Source organism: Bradyrhizobium sp. CCBAU 11361 (assembly GCF_028128935.1).
Classification (GTDB): domain Bacteria; phylum Pseudomonadota; class Alphaproteobacteria; order Rhizobiales; family Xanthobacteraceae; genus Bradyrhizobium; species Bradyrhizobium niftali.
The window spans coordinates 1-16,081 of the sequence record NZ_LBJZ01000133.1 but is presented as its reverse complement, the minus strand read 5'-3'; the positions used below and the strand labels follow the sequence as shown (position 1 = coordinate 16,081).

Genomic DNA, 16,081 nt, shown 5'->3' with positions numbered 1-16,081 from the left:
CCTTCCAAATACGTCGCAAATCGCTTCTCGCTCGTCTTGGCCACGCCCGCTCATGTCGGCCTCTCGACTGATGGTCCATGCTTCATCCATCGCTGATTCTGGCCGGCAGTTTTGTGACTCAGTCAGACTAGAGATCCTCTCCAACTCCAGGATTGCCTCGACTTCAACTGAATTACCCAACGACGCCTCCGAACAGCTCAAAAAAATATGGTCAGAGGCACCGTTCATAACTTGCGCGTGGTCTCTACCCGCCAGGCACGCAAAGAGCCTTCGCACGGTCAATGTAGAGTTTCTGAAGTCTTTTCGTTGCGGGCCCAACGGAAGCCTGATTGATAGATACACTTCCAATCCTCACAACGGGTACGACAAAGTACGTCGTGCCGGTCACGAATATTTCCCGCATTTCAAATAGCTCATCGAGCTTTATCGCTTCTTCTAGAACTTTGATTGATTCGCTACGAGCAAGCTCGAGCACGACGTGCCGGGTAATGCCGGGAAGGATTGATGGTCCGAGTGGATGGGTACGAAGAACGCCGTCACGGTCGACAGCAAACACCGAAGTCGATCCTCCCTCAGTAATGACACCGTTTTCATGCAGCAAAGATTCTCCCGCCCCGTTCAAGGAAGCGTGCTGCTTTGCCAGAACCTGTGCAAGAAGAGACGTCGACTTGATATCCCGTCGCTTCCAGCGCAAATCATCAACGATCTCCGCGGCGATGCCTTTATGTAACTTCTCTGTTGCGCACAGATGCTTCTCCTGAGTGAACCCAAATGCGAGGGGAGCCATGCTCCGATCGAATGTGAAGTCCCTCTCTGCGGCACCTCGCGTTACTTGAATATAGACGATGCCTTCGACAAGTTCATTTGAACGAACCAATCTCTCATGTACTTCCCGCCATTGATGTCTGGAAAGTGGAACGCTCAGGCCAATTGCATCCGCCGACTTAAAGAGCCGGTCGATATGAAGATCGAAGTCAAGGAGTCGGCCATTCACGACAGCCGTTACCTCGTAGATCCCGTCACCAAAAAGCAGTCCGCGCTCAAATACGGATACCTTGGCGACACTGCTGTCGACAAAATCGCCGTTCAAAAAGATTGTTCTGTTCATACGTTCCGGGCCCTTTGCCTAATGTTAGCCACCGATTCTGTTCTACCGGATCAGATCGGGGGCGCTCTCAATTGCGTTTCCGAATAGGCCCGGGGCGACGTTTGAACCGCTCATGACGAGCACGACCTGCCCACCGCGTGCGTCAAATTGTGGGGATAAGACAGCCGCGAGCGGCAGAGCTCCCCCAGGCTCAACGACAATTCCGAAGAGCGTCGCTGCGACTCGCATGGCCGCCTTTACTTCATCGTCACCCACGACGACCACTCCGGATAAGTGTTTTGAATTGATCTCGAATGTTAGCTCGCCTGGCGTCGGAGCAAGCAACGCATCACAAATCGTTTTGGGGCCGGGACTGTTCCGATCACGGTAGCCCAACTTGAGGCTTCTTGCTGTATCATCGTATCCGGCTGGCTCGACAATCCAGCATTCGGCCGCGCTGCGCATGGATTTCCAACTAAGGCAACTTCCGGCGGCCAGCCCACCTCCTCCGAAACTAACGATGATCGCATCGGGATCTGCGCCGAGTTCCTCAGCTTGAAGACCTGCTTCTCGTGCGAGCGTAGCAGCTCCGGCTATAATCCGACGGTCGTCGTATGGCGGGATAACTGCTAAACTTCTAGTGTGGGCGATCTCCCGAACGACAGATTCTCTGTCGTGCTTGTGGCGATCATAGGTAACAATCTCCGCGCCCAGCGCTCGTACGCTTGCGGATTTTACCTCTGGAGCATCTTTCGGCATCAGCACAGTTGCATGCGTACCGATGAGGCTTGCTGCCCAAGCGACTGCATGCCCATGGTTTCCTGAAGAGAAACAAACAATGCCGCGCTTACTCTCCTCTGCTGAAAGGGTTGCAATTCGATTCCAGCCCCCCGAATCTTGAAACTGCCCGTGATTTGCAGGCCTTCCGCTTTCAGCAGTACCCGGCCGCCCAGGAACTGGTTCAGCCTGCTGCTTTCGAGCATCGGCGTCATGCGAAGGTGTGAATTTATTCGCTCCGCGGCGTCTTCGATCTCATCGAACGTCGGTGGGAGCATGTCCTAAGATTGCTCCTTTTCGGCACCTAACATTTCGAAAGTCCTGGTATTGAGAGTTGCTGTGGTCAGCGCTGAGTTCGACCGGAATGTCGGTGACGTGTTTAATTGCGGCAATTCAACGATGCTTATGTCGTCGACGAGTTCTGTGCCTTCTCCAATTTTGGCATTGCTCCGTCTTGCAGGGAGGCGAAGAGCTAAACCGATCACTGTGATTCGCGTATCGACTTGCCGCTATATTCGATGAGCGGATGGATTCCCAATACGTCCTGATAGTGAAGGACAGATTCGTTGCCATTCAACAACAAGATGCCAATGTCGGCAGGACCCGCGCGATAGTTCGGCTTAGCGGGCAGAAGCTCAAAGTCATTTGCGTAGCAGGAGCCGTGCATAGTCGTCCAGGTGAGTCCATTCCAGCTCCCCGATGAAGCACGATGCGTATGCCCGAGAAACAGGTGCCTAACGTTTCCAGCAGCAGTTACCACAGCCAAGAATTCGGCCGCGTCACGCACCATAGAATGGTCGTTCCAGAATCCCGTCTTAAAAGGAGGATGATGCATAAAAATATAGACGGGCTTCTGACCTGCATCTTTGAGCTTTTCCTTCAACCAGGTCAGCTTTTCCTCGCAGTAGTCTCCGACGTTTTCTCCGCTCTTAGCCGTGTCCAGAAAGAGAAGCACCTCCCGCTTGGTTTCCAAAGAGCTCTGAATGTAACCGCCTTGGTCCCGATCAAGTTCGGGCATGACTTTCAGAAGAGTATTGCGGTCGTCATGGTTGCCAGCGAGGAAACGAATGGGCATTTTCAGTGGCTTGAGACACTCGAGCAGGGCCCGGTATCCGTCCTCGCTGCCATTCTCAACATTGTCCCCCATAAGCACGCACAAATCTGCGTCCGGTACGAGCTTTTGAATTGCAGCTACGCACAGATTCAATCGCGCTATGGGATCAATGCCTCGCACGAGGCTACCTGCGGTGAGGTGGGTGTCAGCGAGAAGAACAATTTTCATATAAGCCGCCTGTTTGCTTGAGCCAATCTCAATGGAGATTACCCTATGAAGATTTTGGGCGACCGGTTGCTCATTCTTGCCAAGACGGCGCTTTGACCTGTTCCCTGCCAGATTGACAGATCATCCAACGTGATTGCACCCTTCCCGTCCGTCCCGAGGATTGTCACCTCTTCGCCGATCTGCAGAGCTGGCAAACGGGACAGATCGATAACCGAGAGCTCCGAGTTCACGGCTAGGACCGGAGCCCTCTCGCCCCTGATGAGAACATATGCCGTCTGGGCAGATGCTGGTTGTGCATAACCGTCGCGCCACCCAAACGGGATCACACCGGTTGCCCCCGAAAACGGACGAGCGGAGCGACCCTGCTTTCCGCTGGTCGTGATTCCTACGGTCTTGCCAGGAAAATCCGGATGCACCTGTATGAGTCGCGATTTGACCGCGCGGAGAACGGGACGCAAGGACGAAAAGTCGGCCAAATCGCGTGGGGCGGATGCCTTTCCGTAGAGCAGACTGCTGATAGCGACAGCGTTACAGTTATCCTTGAGCCCCATCATAACAGCGTTGCTTGCGCGTGCCTGTGTGACGGGAACGTTAAGACCTTCGCGACGTAACGCTTCGACGATGTTGCAGAACTCCGTGGTCCTCTGCTGCGCGAACTCCTTGCCCGGCGCGTCTACGAATGGCAGATGCATATATACTGCCTCCACCAAGACGTTTTTCATACCAGCGATCTCGCGAATCGCGGATTTGGCCTCGGGGAATGGAAACCCTATGCGCCCTCCCCCGGCATCAACCTTGATGTGGACTTTCGTTGGCTTTTCTGCGCTTGCCGAGACCGCCTTGGCCAATTCCAAGTTGTGGATGGTGGGAGTGAGACCGTGCCTCAAGTAAAGAGGGATACCTTCCGGCAATGCCGCCGCGAACATAATAAGTTGCATATCCGGCAGTGCTGTTCGAACCATAACCGCCTCGTCGAACGTTCCGCAACACAATGCATCGACACGGAGGTCTGAGAGGCGTTTAGCGACTTCAAGAACATCACAGCCGTAAGCACCCGTCTTGATACAGGCGTGAAGCCTGACATCTGGGCCAATCATACGCCTTACGACGCTTACATTGTGGTCAAGAGCTCTCAGATCGATCTCTACCCAGTTCGGTCGTGTCGGAGAGATCGCAAGATCTGTTTGCACTGAAATCTGCCCTTCGTCTTTCATAACTCTCCTCATTGGCCCTGCCACGCTAGTTGTCCTGTGAAAGCCGTCATCGCGTGAGGGGTCGGACCCTCGTCACGAGCGGCCTCCCACGTGAGCTTGACTCGAGATCGACCTGGCACGCGCGAGGATCGTCTCGAGTTTGGAGCGAAGACCCTGCGCTTCATAAATCAGACTTGAAATGTGGGCCACTGTCGCCTCAGCGCCCCGCGCACCGACGAAAAAGAAATGACCGCCTCGTATCTCCCGGTAGAGCCGCAACGGCAACCTTTCAACGAATGTGCGCAAATTCGTCCACTGGTCGACCGCTAGTTCGAGTGGTGCGACTTCGGCGCGAATCCGCTGGACGTTGAAGAAATGCCAAGCGGTTCGATCGCCCAACGCATGTCTCTCGTCGACTCTATCGGTGGGCACTATCATCGCGGTCAGTGGAAACTCGGCAAACCGAGTGGCGCCCATATCGTCTTGGGCTTGCTCGATATCCCAACTCGAGCCCGAAGACGAGTAGCGTTGCGCGGTACCGCGAAGCATGATGGGCGTGTTGCACATATAATGTCGCAAGTAGATCTCTTCATCGAGGATTGAGCGGCTATTGTCACGTCCCTGGTCGCGAAGGCCAGCAAGAAACTCCTGAACGTAGCGGTCACGAATTCCGTCGGGGGCCGCGGTTACGGTGCGCGCCCACAGACCTTGCGAAGTCAACGGTTCGCGGCCTGAGCTGACCAAGATGAGGCCGGGCAACGGCGGCACGGCGGCGAGCGAAAGAAAGCAGATCGCATCGATACCGTGACGGACGAGCGCGGCATTCACCGCCGCGACCGACCGCCCGGCCATGCTCCACATGGCGACAACGACCTGGCGCTCCGGGGTCTCGCGCAACACGGCCGACGTGATGGCACCGACCCAGTCGGCCCAAGCAGCGATTGTCAGATCCGACAGCGCGGCTCCGATCGTGGGATGATCGCTCGGATAGGAAAGTCCGAGTAACCCCATACCGTGCCGTTCGAGCCAGTAGTCGAGGAAATCGAAGCGGCAGGAACCGGGGTCGCCGTAGGCAATTCGTGCAAGATTCCCACCGCCTGGCAGAAAGACTAAAAGCGGACGACCGGGATCTCCAAGTCTAAGATAACGCAGACCTGCGATACCAGCGTGCTCGATGCGCTTCTCTCCAGGAAACAGTGCGGATTGCGTTTGGTCGACGATCATGTACCGGATTTACGATTGTAGAGTGGATGTCTGTTGAACAAGCATGCCGAACTATTCTCTCGTGTTGCCTGCGAAGGCGGACCGGCTTTCGGCGGGTTTCATCGCTTTACAGACACAAGCGGCTGAATTTCTTTTGTTAACGCTTCGACGGCAACTTCTGGCGATTCCTTCAGTCCGACGACGCGAGTCAGATGGTCAGTCACGATTGTAAAAATACGTGGCGCGTTTTGTCCGGGCGGCGCATACCAACCGGTGGCAACATCAAGACGACCAAGCACCGCATTTGCGTTCGGACGCTCTGCAAGCAGCGATTTCAGTTCAGGCGATGCGTCTATCACCCGCCGGTTCAGCGGGTAGTAGCCACTGTTTTCGGCAACTATCTGTTGCCCTCTTGGTCCAAGGGAAAAGTTAATGAACTCGAGAGCAAGCTTCTGTCGTTCTGGATCCTTTGTAAAGATCGACGCTATCGGCCCTGCAGTTGCTATCGTTCCGACTTGTGGGTTTACAGGAAAGGGTTTTGCGAGCACCTTGAAGCGATTGCCTGCTGCCGTTTCCGCAACAGCAATTGTCGAGCTCGTGCCCGCTAAGACCCCGATTGTTCCTGCGGCAAACGCCTGGCGCGCTTGGTCCCTTGTCATGGCGGCTTTCGCTTGCCCGGCTTCACCAAACCCCTTCAGCACATTCATCGCGGCGAGACCTGCCGGCGTGTCGATTTGCAGATGAGTCTCATCTTCGTTCATCAGGCTTCCGCCGTTTGATTGGAGAAGCCAAAGCAGTGAGATGGCACCCGTTCCATCTGCTTCGACATAGCCTCCGACGATAGCTGGTCCGAGGCGATCGATCTTTCGTGCTAGCGCCAATACACCATCCCAATCGGTCGGCAGATTGTTGGAATCCCCTCCGGCTTTGTCAACGAGATCAGAGTTGAACAGAATTACGGGAGTCGACACGCCAATCGCGGCGCCATAAATCGCCTTCCCTACGCGGCCCTTTTCACGCACCACGGGGCTCGCTCTTGCTAATTCGAGCTCCGGATTGGCCGCTATGAATGGGTCAAGTCGAACGGCCAGGCCGCGCTCGGCGTATAGACGCTGACCGCTTCCCACCACCACCAGGTCAGGGAGGGATTGGCCTATCGTGGCACGGCGAAGCAAGTCTTGCTGGAGCTCGTCGTAGCTGCGTGGTCCCGGGGGGACCTTTATCTTAATGCTTGGATTTTCCGCCTCGAAGCCGGCCCCAATCGCATCAAGCATCTTTGTGTTGTCACTTCCGGAGGCGATCTCCAATGTCTCCGCGTAAACTGCAGAGGCACCGAACAAGACTGCGGCAAGGGACAAGCCGCACATCAGTTGTTTGAGTTTACTCACAATATCACCTTTCGTTGAGCTTGAAATTTACTTGATACCGCCTCTGGTCAGCCCCTCAACGAACCACCTTTGGGCAGCTAGAAAAGCGACCATGAGCGGGAGGACGACAAGTGTTGACGCGGCCATGAGGGGACCGTAGTCGTTGCCGGCCTCCTCGTTCATGAAGCCCATGATGCCAAGTGGCGGCGGCATGAGCGACCGGTCTTGTACTGCGATCAAAGGCCAGAACAGGTCATTCCAGTGGCCGACGACCGAGAAGATTGAGAAGGCGAGGATCGCCGGCAGCGCCATCGGCACCATGATTTTCCAGACGATGGCAAGTTCCGAGAGACCGTCGAGTCGAGCCGCATGGATCACGTCGTCAGGAATGGTCTTGAAGAACTGACGGAATAGGAAGATCCCGAACGGCGAGACGACGTAAGGGAAGACGAGTGCCGCATAGGTGTTGAGGATGCCTAACTGATAACCGAGGATAAACAGCGGCAGCGAGAGAACCTGGTGCGGCAGCAGCAAACCGATAAGCACCATACCGAAGAGCAGGTCGCGGCCGGCAAACCGCAGCTTGGCGAGCGCATAGGCGCAAGGAGCGCAGACGAGGATCTGCAGCGCTAGGATCAGAGAGCACACGATCAGGCCGTTGCCCATGTAGCGAAGCAGCGGTGCTTGAGTTAGCGCTTTGGTATAGTTCTCGACGCCGTAGAACTGTGCGGGCCAGAAGGAGAAGGACGCGCGGAAGATCTCGCCGGGCGGCTTGATCGACAGCGAGACCATCCATATGAAGGGGACGAGAATGAGCGCTCCGGTGACGATCAATACGGCATGTCGAAGAACTGCGGCAGGTCGCCACAGAAAATTGGCGAAGGTGATGAAGCTCATTGATAGTGCACCTTCCTGTCCATAACGCGGGTCTGGACGAGAGTGAGCGTCACGACGATCGCGAGAAAGACGACGGCAACGGCGGCGCCATATCCGGTGCGCAGGTATTCGAAACTTTCTCGATAGAGCGTGTAGAGTAGAACTTCGGAAGCGTGGCCGGGCCCACCTTGGGTAAGCACCCTTACGGTGTCGAAGCACTCGAAGGCCCTCAGCGCCACGACGATGACAACGAACATCGATACCGGCCCAAGCATGGGTAAGGTGACGGTGCATAGCCGATCAAGCCAGCGGTCCGCACCGTCGACGTCGGCGGCATCGTAGAGATCCTGCGGGATGCTTTTGAGGCCAGCAAGAAACAAGACCATCGCGTAGCCGAGGTTCTGCCAAATGCCGATAACTGCCAGCACAGGGAGGGCGGTATTCTCCTCGCGCAGCCAGTTGGCCGTCGGCAGGTCGAAGGCGGCGAGCGTCTGGTTGACAAGGCCGATCGTGGGATGCAGCAGCGCCTCCCAGGCGACCGCCATGGCCGTGAGGGTCGCCATGAAAGGAACGAAGTGGATGGCGCGGTAGAAAGCGCGGCAGGAATTTCGGCTTTCGATCAGGAGTGCTATCAGAAGACCGAGTAAGACAGTGCTCGGCACCACGATGAGAACGTACACGAATGTGTTGACGAGCGAGGCCCTGAATCCCGCGTCGGAGAAGATTTCGCGGAAGTTGGCGAGGCCGACGAAAGACAGCGAGCGCGTGCCGAACTGCCAGTCGGTGAGCGCGATGACGAAGACGCCGATCACCGGCAAGAAGTACATAACGAACAGAAAGAACACTGCAGGCCCGACCAGCGTCCAGGCCACCAGCATTTCAGCAAAGATACGCCTGCGTGCCGGTGAGACGACGGCGGATGACAACGTTCGCACGTTATTGGTCATGGAAGGCTCGTCGGATGTGCCGGATAGAGCAAGAGGCTCGCTCACCGCGCGACCTCCCGGATCGGCGTGACCGACGTCCGGACGGATTCCACTTGCCGGCGCAAACGCCGCCCATCACGAGTGAAGAGAAACACGCGGTCTGGTCGGACGCCGACGTGCAAGGTCTGACCGGGCGCGATAAGAGGCGCCCGTTCCGCGAGGAGCCTTGCGATGAGCGGATGATTGATGCCCGCCAGATCGAGATGGACAAAGAGATCAGAGCCCATATGCTCGATCAGGCGCACCGAACCGGTCAGCTCGCCGTGCCCACCGGGGGCAGCGAGATGAAAAGCCTCAGGCCGAATGCCGAGGGTAAGATGCGTGCCGGCGAGAGTATCGGCCTCGATCCTGAGCGTCGATCCGGCCACGTCGATCTGGCCGGGTTCGCGCACCACGCCATCGAGCATGTTGATTTTTGGCGATCCAATGAATTCGGCAACGCGCCGATCGTCGGGATCCGCATAGATGTCCTGCGGCGGGGCGATCTGCAATAACTCACCATCGAGCATCACCGCCACCCGGTCTGAGAGCGTCATGGCCTCGGCCTGATCATGGGTGACATAAACGAAGGTGCCCCCCAGCCGCTGATGCAGTTCCTTGATCTCGGCGCGCATCTGCACACGTAGCGTGGCGTCAAGGTTAGACAGCGGCTCGTCCATCAGGAAGACAGCCGGATGGCGTACCATCGCCCGACCAACCGCCACGCGCTGACGCTGGCCTCCGGAGAGCTGTCCCGGCTTGCGCGACAACAGGTGGCCAATGCCGAGCAAGTTGGCTGTACGAGTCACTTCCGTGTCAATCTCGGCAACGATCCGCGCCGTTCCTGGAAGGAGGCCGCCGAGAAGCGGAAGTCTCTGCAAGGCGGAAAGCTGACGCATCCGCAGGGGCAGCGCCATGTTCGAGCCGACGGTCAAGTGAGGATAAAGCGCGTAGGACTGAAACACCATCGCGACGTCTCGACGCTTTGGCCGCAGCCCATCCACCACCTGTTCCCCGATCGAGACCGAGCCCGCGTCCTGCATCTCGAGCCCCGCGAGTATACGCAGCAGCGTCGACTTCCCGCACCCCGATGGTCCCAACAGCGTCAGGAACTCACCGTCCGCAATCGACAGCGAAACATCACGCAAGACTGACGTCTGACCGTAGTTCTTGTTGAGGCTGTCGAGTAAAACGGATGCCATTGCTGTTACTTTCACGTCGTCAGGAAAGTTTTGCGGAACACGCAATGAGATCGTGTATCTCGTTTTGACGCGTGCGCTGTGTGCAGAGACCTTAGAGGCTGGAATTGCTACAGTCGGATGACGTCCATCGAATAATTCGATGCTGACATCCGAACATGCGATGATGTGGGGGCAGAATCATCTTAGAAGAGCAACGGCCGAGCAGCGGCCACTCGATGAAGGCGGTGCGTTCACACATTGACACACCTCTCTCAGAGAGACGCAGAGAAAAGACTCGGCGCTTAATAGACGGCAGAATTGACGTCGCCCGCACTATCCGAGGTCTCGACGGTCCCGAGATCCGTCGTTTGTTTGGCGTGGGCGTTCATCGCGCCGAGCACCAACGGAACGCTCGCAGCCAGCGAAAGGGCAGTGTCGATGAAGCGACGTCCTGTGTTTTCGAATGAGGCGGTCGCTCTTTCGAATGGAACGGTCGCCTTATGAGACGAGCCCGTCCTTTGGTAAGATGCGTCTACTTTCTCTTGAATCTCTCTTTTAGTAATCTTATCCGGACTGACGCTCAGATCTGGCAGGTTGGCAGTTTGTGCAAGCGCTGCGCTATCAACGAGCGAAATTGCTTGGGCAACCGTGCCGTAGTTGGCCGATTGAAGGCGGATTCCGCAGCAGAGTGTGGCGGCATCAGCGGAACATACGCGCTGGCAACATCGACGCTGTTTATCCTCCCCCAAACACGGTTATGACTTTTGACGCCCGCTCCTTCGCATTTTGATCGCGACAGACGAATGACGATCATCGAATAGTTCGATGCGGTCGCCCAAGAAATGCGATGGCGCGGAACGCTCGAGAGAGAAAGCGAGGTCGTGGAGAAAACGTCTCTTGCTCTATATGCTGCCCTCCATTTGGTCTGCGGCACAAAGCTCTTCACAACCTTCGTCCGAAATGAGCGAGGCGCTGCGCGCCGCCAAAGCGGGCTTCGCCTGACCGACGCCGACGATGCGAGCTTCAACAATCGCCTCCTGCTCGGCCTCAAGGGAACAGTGAGCAAAGCTGAGTTGCGCGTGATCAAAGCACGGCTACCCGGCGGGATCCTAAGCAAGCCGAGACGCTGCAAGTATCGTTACACCTTCCAACTGGCCTTATCTATGACTACGTCGGCAACGTGGCGCTCGATCCCAACTCGCAGGTCAGGGAGACGACCGCTTATTTCTCCGACACGTTCTCTCGCCAAGCCGTCGGGGCCTTTCGCAAGGAAGGCCTTCAGTTTTCCCCGCGTCTAGGCAATGGGCAGACAACGGTTTGTCGACCGCTGATCGCATCGACGGCAGTACGTGTTTTGAATAACTCACGCTACGCTGGCGCCCATGTGTACGGACGGCAGCACCGGTTGCGCTTGTCGCGATCGAACGTGCATCGACAAAGCCCGCCAGCAGCAGAGCGCCGTCGAGCTCGATAGTTTCGTGAAGGCCGCCGACGCTTCCGACGTCTCGTATCGTTACGCGCTCAATGAGCAGCGAGACTGTTCAGCACCTCGTTAGGCAACGAGATGCGCGAATTTGATTTCGCTTACCTTCGACTGCTTGGTTGCCAGTCGCTAGTCTCTGCGGTCCTTTGAGGCTTGCGCTACCGTAACCGATCATTGCATCGAGCTCGCCGGAACGATCCTAAAGCTTGACAAATGAGAGATCGAAACGCGCCCATCAAGGCTGGCGCAAGTGGTTGATTGCAGCCGCAATACTCATTGCGCCCTTCCTTCCGGTGGACGGGGCAGGTTCTCAACGCACACACCGAAATATCGCAAACTTCGATCATTTCATTCAAAAACACGATAGATCGATTGGTTAGCAAGTTTGAGAGCGGGTAGAAGCCATTGAAACTTTTGTCGTGAACTTTGCAGGTTCGATCTTGTCTCTCGTCGCAGAACGGCTCCGTGCCATCCGCCTTCTGAAACCAAGGCCATGACGGCGCGTGCGACTGAGCTGCGCGATCAAGGCGGCAATGTGATCACGCTCGGTCAAGGCGAACCAGATTTTGACACGCCGCGCGCTGTCCGCGAAGCTGGTATCCCAATCCGTGACGGGCAGGCGAAATATGCTGCGGTTGCGGGGATCAGGCCGCTGCGCGAGGCTATCCGCGAGAGACTCTGTCGCGATCACGGCCTCGATTGCGGCATCGATCAGATCACGGTTGATTCCGTCGTCTTCAACGCCCTCTTCACCAGCCTCAATCCGGGCGATGAGGTTGTGATCCCGACGCCGTGCTGGGTATCCTATCCGGATATCGTGGCGCTCGCCGGCGGCAAGCCGGTTCTCGTCGCCTGCGATGAATTCCACGGCTTCAAGCTGCGCCCAAAAGCGCTAGACGCGGCGATCACGCCGCGTACCAAGTGGCTGATACTGAACTCGCCCTGCAATCCAACCGGGGCGGTTTACGGCCGAAGCGAGTTGCTGGCGCTCGCCGGGGTGCTACGCCGCCATGCCCATGTCCACGTGCATCCGACGAGATCTATGACGAGCTGATCTATAACGCCGAGTTCGCCACCATGGCCGTGGTCGCACCGGACCTGTTCAACCGCACGCTGACGGTTAACGGGGTATCGAAGGACGACGCAATGACGGGCTGGCGCGTCGGTTATCGCGCGGCGCCGGCGCCACTGATCAAGGCCATGAAACTGATCCGAGGCCAGACCTCTTCGCACACCAGCTCGATTTCGCAATACGCCGCCATCGAAGCGCTGGTTGGGGGAAGGCAACATGTCGAGGAATTCGCGAGCGCCTTTCTACAGCGCCGCGACCTTGTCGTTACGAAGCCGAACCAGGCCGAAGGGCTTTCGTGCCGCGTGCCGGACGGTGCCTTCTACGTCTTTCCTTCCTGCGTGGGCGTCCTAGGCAAGCGCACGCCCGACGGCAAGCTCATCGAAACTGACACCGATTTTGCGATGTATCTGCTCGACGCTTTCGGGGTGGCTGTCGTTCCCGGCAGCGATTTCGTGGCCTCGCCCTATGTCCGTATTTGCTATGCGTTGTCGCTCGAGGATCTCAGTCGAGCCTGCGACCGCATCATTGCTGCCTGCGGCGCCCTTTCCTGAAAGATCTCCAGATGTCCCCAGCCAAACGCCTCCGCGGTCGTATTGCCGAGACCGGCCTTGTCCATATCATGGCCGCCCATAGCCCGCTGTCTGCGATCCTTGCAGAAGAAGCTGGATTTGACGGCCTTTGGGCCTCCGGCTTCGAGCTATCGGCACTGTACGGCCTTGCGGACATGAGCCTGATTTCGATGACACAGCATCTCGACATGCTGCGGGCCATCGCCGGATGCACGACGCTGCCCATCGTCGCCGATATCGATACGGGCTATGGCAATGCGATCAATGTCATCCATGCCATCAGGGAATACGAGCGCGCCGGCGCCAGCGCCGTCGTCATCGAAGACAAAACGTTTCCCAAGGTAACGAGCCTCGTTGCCGGCGGGCGCCAGGAACTACTGCGCATTGAGGAGTTCCAGGGAAAGATCAAGGCCGCGGTTGCGACAAGACGGGACCCGGATTTTCTCGTGATCGCCCGCACCGAAGCGCTGATCGCGGGGCTTGGCGAAGCGGAAGCCTTGCGTCGGGCCAATGCGTATGTGGTGGCTGGCGCCGACATGATCCTGATCCATTCGAAAGAGAAGGATCCTTCAGAGATCGAAAGCTTTTCGCGCGCTTGGGCCGGATTGGTGCCGCTGGTGATCGTGCCGAATGCGTACCCGGATCTCGACGCCCAGCGAGTCAAAGCGCTCCGCAACATCCACATGATAATCTATGGCAACTACGGGATCCGCGCTGCTGCAACTGCCATACAGGAGACCTTCCGCCGGATCATCGCCGACGGGGGTGTGCAGAAGGTGCACAAGGACATTCTACCGGTGGAGGAGATCTTCAGGCTCCAGAAGATGGAGGCGGTTAAGGCAGCCGAAGCCCGCTTCCTTCGGTGACGGAAGCCTTTAGTCCCCTCCGCAATCATCGTGATCTTAAAGGGGACGGATAGCGCCTACGCGGAGTTCAGATCGGCGTCGTGAAGGGTCCGTGGATCGAAGAACTTGATTCGACAGCTCTTTCGTTCATGAAATCGCGTTGTGTTGACTGCGAGAACAGCCATCGCGCCCACCGAGGGCAAAATCAAGATCGCCTAACGGAAATGGCCAGTATCAATCAAAGTGTTGAGCTAGACCGTACGTATCGTACCAACTATTAAGCGGGTTTTGTGCGCGAGAGACCGCCGGTAAGCAGAAATTCGGCTATAGACATCGAATAATGTGATGAACATTTTTTGCTGGTCACGGTCTGAAACGTGACGATCGTTACAGAGGTTACCGGAGCACCAGATGCCTATCGAGGACGATGAAGTGCCGCTCAATGCGATCCGGGTGTTTGTGACGATCGCGCGAGAAGGAAGCGTAACGCGCGCGGCTAGCGCATTGGGAACGACCCAGAGTTCGGTCAGCCGCTACCTGGCCGTGCTGCAAAACTATTTGGGCGCAGAGCTCATGGAACGGCGCGGTCGGCGCAGTGAATTGACGGAGTTTGGAAGGCTCTTTGCAAACACAGTCGCCGAACCGCTTGATACAGTATGCTTCACCGCTAAGAGAATGTGTCGGCGGAATCGTTCCAACGTTAATCGGATTTTGGTCCGTACGTCGCTTTCGACCTTTGCTTACTCTTTTCTGATTCCGAACCTCCAAGCATTCTCTGCTGAAACCGGCGGTGTAATCGTGGATGTGATTAGTTCACTGTCTCAGCCAACGTCGTCCGACAATTTCGACATTCTGATCACCCGCGACCTTTCCATGATTGAACCGGCGCACGATTGGGAGATCTACAACGAGGAACTCGTCTGCGTTGGATCTCCAAATCACGTAGATGGGAAGACCATCTCAATTGTTCGGTCGATGCCGATTCTGAACATCACATCCCGGCCCGACATACTGCCGACCTGGATGCGGGCAATGAACCTGACCTCCGAAGACATAAAATCGGAGGGGGCGCGGTATGATCACAATTATCTTGCACTGCCGGCGGTCATGACGGGGAAATGCCTTCTGGTCGCTCCCGAAATAATCGTCAGTGACCTGGTTCGCGGGGGCGTTCTCACTGTCATACCAGGGTCGCGTACACGCAGCGGCATGCAATATCGGGCCTATGCAGTCGACCGCAGTGACAATCCCGAAATCGCTCGCGCCTTTTGCCGGTGGCTAGCTCGCCTCTGTAAGAAGGCAGCAATACCGGAGGCCACGTAGGCGTCGTGCTAAGCTAACGAGAGATGGCAGGCAATCAGTTAAGGAGCTTGGAGCTGCTTCCGCCTCGATTCCAGCGAGCTCGCCATGACGATGAGCAACGGCGCTCAGAACGAGGCTCTAGCAGTGCAAGTGTGAAAGAACGACTCGTCCGACGAGCCCCAACTAAAAACTTTGCCGCTGCCGAAATCCAGCAGCGCCTCAGTCGACTCTGGGAGGAACAGCAGACGCTCCGGTCTACCAGCGGATTCGAAAAATCGTCAACCTCGCAATGCGGGCTCAGCACGATGAGGGCTGGAGTTGCTCAGCCTTTTCCCTTTTGACCATACAGTTGCGGTCAGTTCCTGCTTTCTTAGAGCCACTTCACCTCTTTGAAGCTTGAGGTCATCGGCTGGGCGACCATATCCGGCATTCTTCTTTGATCGTTCCATCGATTCTCCCCAACGACGAGGCCTTCCGATTGCCGCCCCCACACCAAACCCGGATATCGGAGCAGACTATGGGAAGAGCCCACGTGTCTCTTTTGCACTGCGCACCCGCTCCACGCCGATAGCCATAGCGGCAGTGCGGGGCGATGAGCTTTCTTGAGGCTCAATCAGCCATTCCGCTTGCGCTCCGTGCTGCGCTGACAACGAGTGCGGATTTGTCTGGAACATGCAGCTCAATTTCCAAAAGGCCTCCGATGGGCATATCGGAGGCCTTCCTTGGAGATAAAGTGCAGAGCTGCCGGCTGGCCTGGAGCGCTCCAGCCTTTGCGAACCATTCTCGAGAGGTGCCCTCCTTTCCTAGCATTACAGTTGCATCTTCCTGAAGGTTCTGAATCCATGGGCAACCATGATTCGGGATCTGATGATTGGTGGC

Annotated in this window: 14 protein-coding genes and 1 pseudogene; 4 read left to right on the top strand and 11 right to left on the bottom strand. The window is 56.8% G+C overall.

Annotation, left to right across the window (positions count from 1 at the left end):
• The 10 genes and pseudogenes from XI08_RS11355 to XI08_RS11310 all read right to left on the bottom strand — a co-directional run.
• Positions 1 to 180 (bottom strand): hypothetical protein (locus XI08_RS11355; protein WP_271574445.1); only part of this gene is annotated, 180 nt, incomplete at its 3' end.
• 64 nt (positions 181 to 244) lie between these two features.
• The gene (locus XI08_RS11350) at positions 245 to 1,108 is read right to left on the bottom strand and encodes a D-amino acid aminotransferase (RefSeq protein ID WP_271574444.1); all 864 of its coding nucleotides are present in this window, start codon (positions 1,106 to 1,108) and stop codon (positions 245 to 247) included.
• Between the two features lie 42 nt (positions 1,109 to 1,150).
• A pseudogene (locus XI08_RS11345) lies at positions 1,151 to 2,070 on the bottom strand (threonine ammonia-lyase).
• A 275-nt stretch (positions 2,071 to 2,345) separates the two neighbouring features.
• Entirely contained in the window at positions 2,346 to 3,146 is an 801-nt protein-coding gene (locus XI08_RS11340; RefSeq protein WP_271574443.1) for a metallophosphoesterase, read from the bottom strand.
• 38 nt (positions 3,147 to 3,184) lie between these two features.
• Positions 3,185 to 4,360 (bottom strand): alanine racemase, encoded by a 1,176-nt coding sequence (alr, locus tag XI08_RS11335; RefSeq protein ID WP_271574442.1) that lies wholly within the window; start codon positions 4,358 to 4,360, stop codon positions 3,185 to 3,187.
• A 72-nt stretch (positions 4,361 to 4,432) separates the two neighbouring features.
• On the bottom strand, positions 4,433 to 5,563 hold the full coding sequence (locus tag XI08_RS11330; RefSeq protein WP_271574441.1) for a hypothetical protein: 1,131 nt from the start codon (positions 5,561 to 5,563) through the stop codon (positions 4,433 to 4,435).
• Between the two features lie 98 nt (positions 5,564 to 5,661).
• A complete protein-coding gene (locus tag XI08_RS11325; RefSeq protein ID WP_271574440.1) occupies positions 5,662 to 6,930 on the bottom strand; it encodes an extracellular solute-binding protein in 1,269 nt (422 codons plus the stop codon).
• A gap of 27 nt (positions 6,931 to 6,957) precedes the next feature.
• Positions 6,958 to 7,806, bottom strand: coding sequence for a carbohydrate ABC transporter permease (locus XI08_RS11320; protein WP_271574439.1), 849 nt, complete (start codon positions 7,804 to 7,806; stop codon positions 6,958 to 6,960).
• Positions 7,803 to 8,732: a carbohydrate ABC transporter permease gene (locus tag XI08_RS11315; protein ID WP_271574438.1), complete on the bottom strand. Its 930-nt coding sequence runs from the start codon at positions 8,730 to 8,732 to the stop codon at positions 7,803 to 7,805. Before XI08_RS11315 ends, XI08_RS11320 begins: the two co-directional genes overlap by 4 nt.
• A 41-nt stretch (positions 8,733 to 8,773) precedes the next feature.
• A complete protein-coding gene (locus XI08_RS11310; RefSeq protein WP_271574437.1) occupies positions 8,774 to 9,952 on the bottom strand; it encodes an ABC transporter ATP-binding protein in 1,179 nt (392 codons plus the stop codon).
• A gap of 1,955 nt (positions 9,953 to 11,907) precedes the next feature.
• On the opposite strand from XI08_RS11310, the gene XI08_RS45995 reads away from it, so the two are divergent.
• The 4 genes from XI08_RS45995 to XI08_RS11295 all read left to right on the top strand — a co-directional run bounded on the left by XI08_RS45995 (position 11,908) and on the right by XI08_RS11295 (position 15,223).
• Positions 11,908 to 12,468, top strand: coding sequence for an aminotransferase class I/II-fold pyridoxal phosphate-dependent enzyme (locus XI08_RS45995; protein ID WP_333927160.1), 561 nt, complete (start codon positions 11,908 to 11,910; stop codon positions 12,466 to 12,468).
• Positions 12,469 to 12,491: 23 nt separating this feature from the next.
• Complete coding sequence (locus XI08_RS45990; protein ID WP_333927159.1) at positions 12,492 to 13,037, top strand: aminotransferase class I/II-fold pyridoxal phosphate-dependent enzyme; 546 nt, start codon at positions 12,492 to 12,494, stop codon at positions 13,035 to 13,037.
• A gap of 11 nt (positions 13,038 to 13,048) precedes the next feature.
• Positions 13,049 to 13,921 (top strand): isocitrate lyase/phosphoenolpyruvate mutase family protein, encoded by an 873-nt coding sequence (locus XI08_RS11300; protein WP_271574436.1) that lies wholly within the window; start codon positions 13,049 to 13,051, stop codon positions 13,919 to 13,921.
• Positions 13,922 to 14,311: 390 nt separating this feature from the next.
• Positions 14,312 to 15,223, top strand: coding sequence for a LysR family transcriptional regulator (locus tag XI08_RS11295; RefSeq protein WP_271574435.1), 912 nt, complete (start codon positions 14,312 to 14,314; stop codon positions 15,221 to 15,223).
• A 588-nt stretch (positions 15,224 to 15,811) separates the two neighbouring features.
• Here the strand turns inward: XI08_RS11295 and XI08_RS11290 are convergent.
• Positions 15,812 to 16,081: hypothetical protein (locus tag XI08_RS11290; protein ID WP_271574446.1), on the bottom strand; the 270-nt coding region annotated here is incomplete at its 5' end.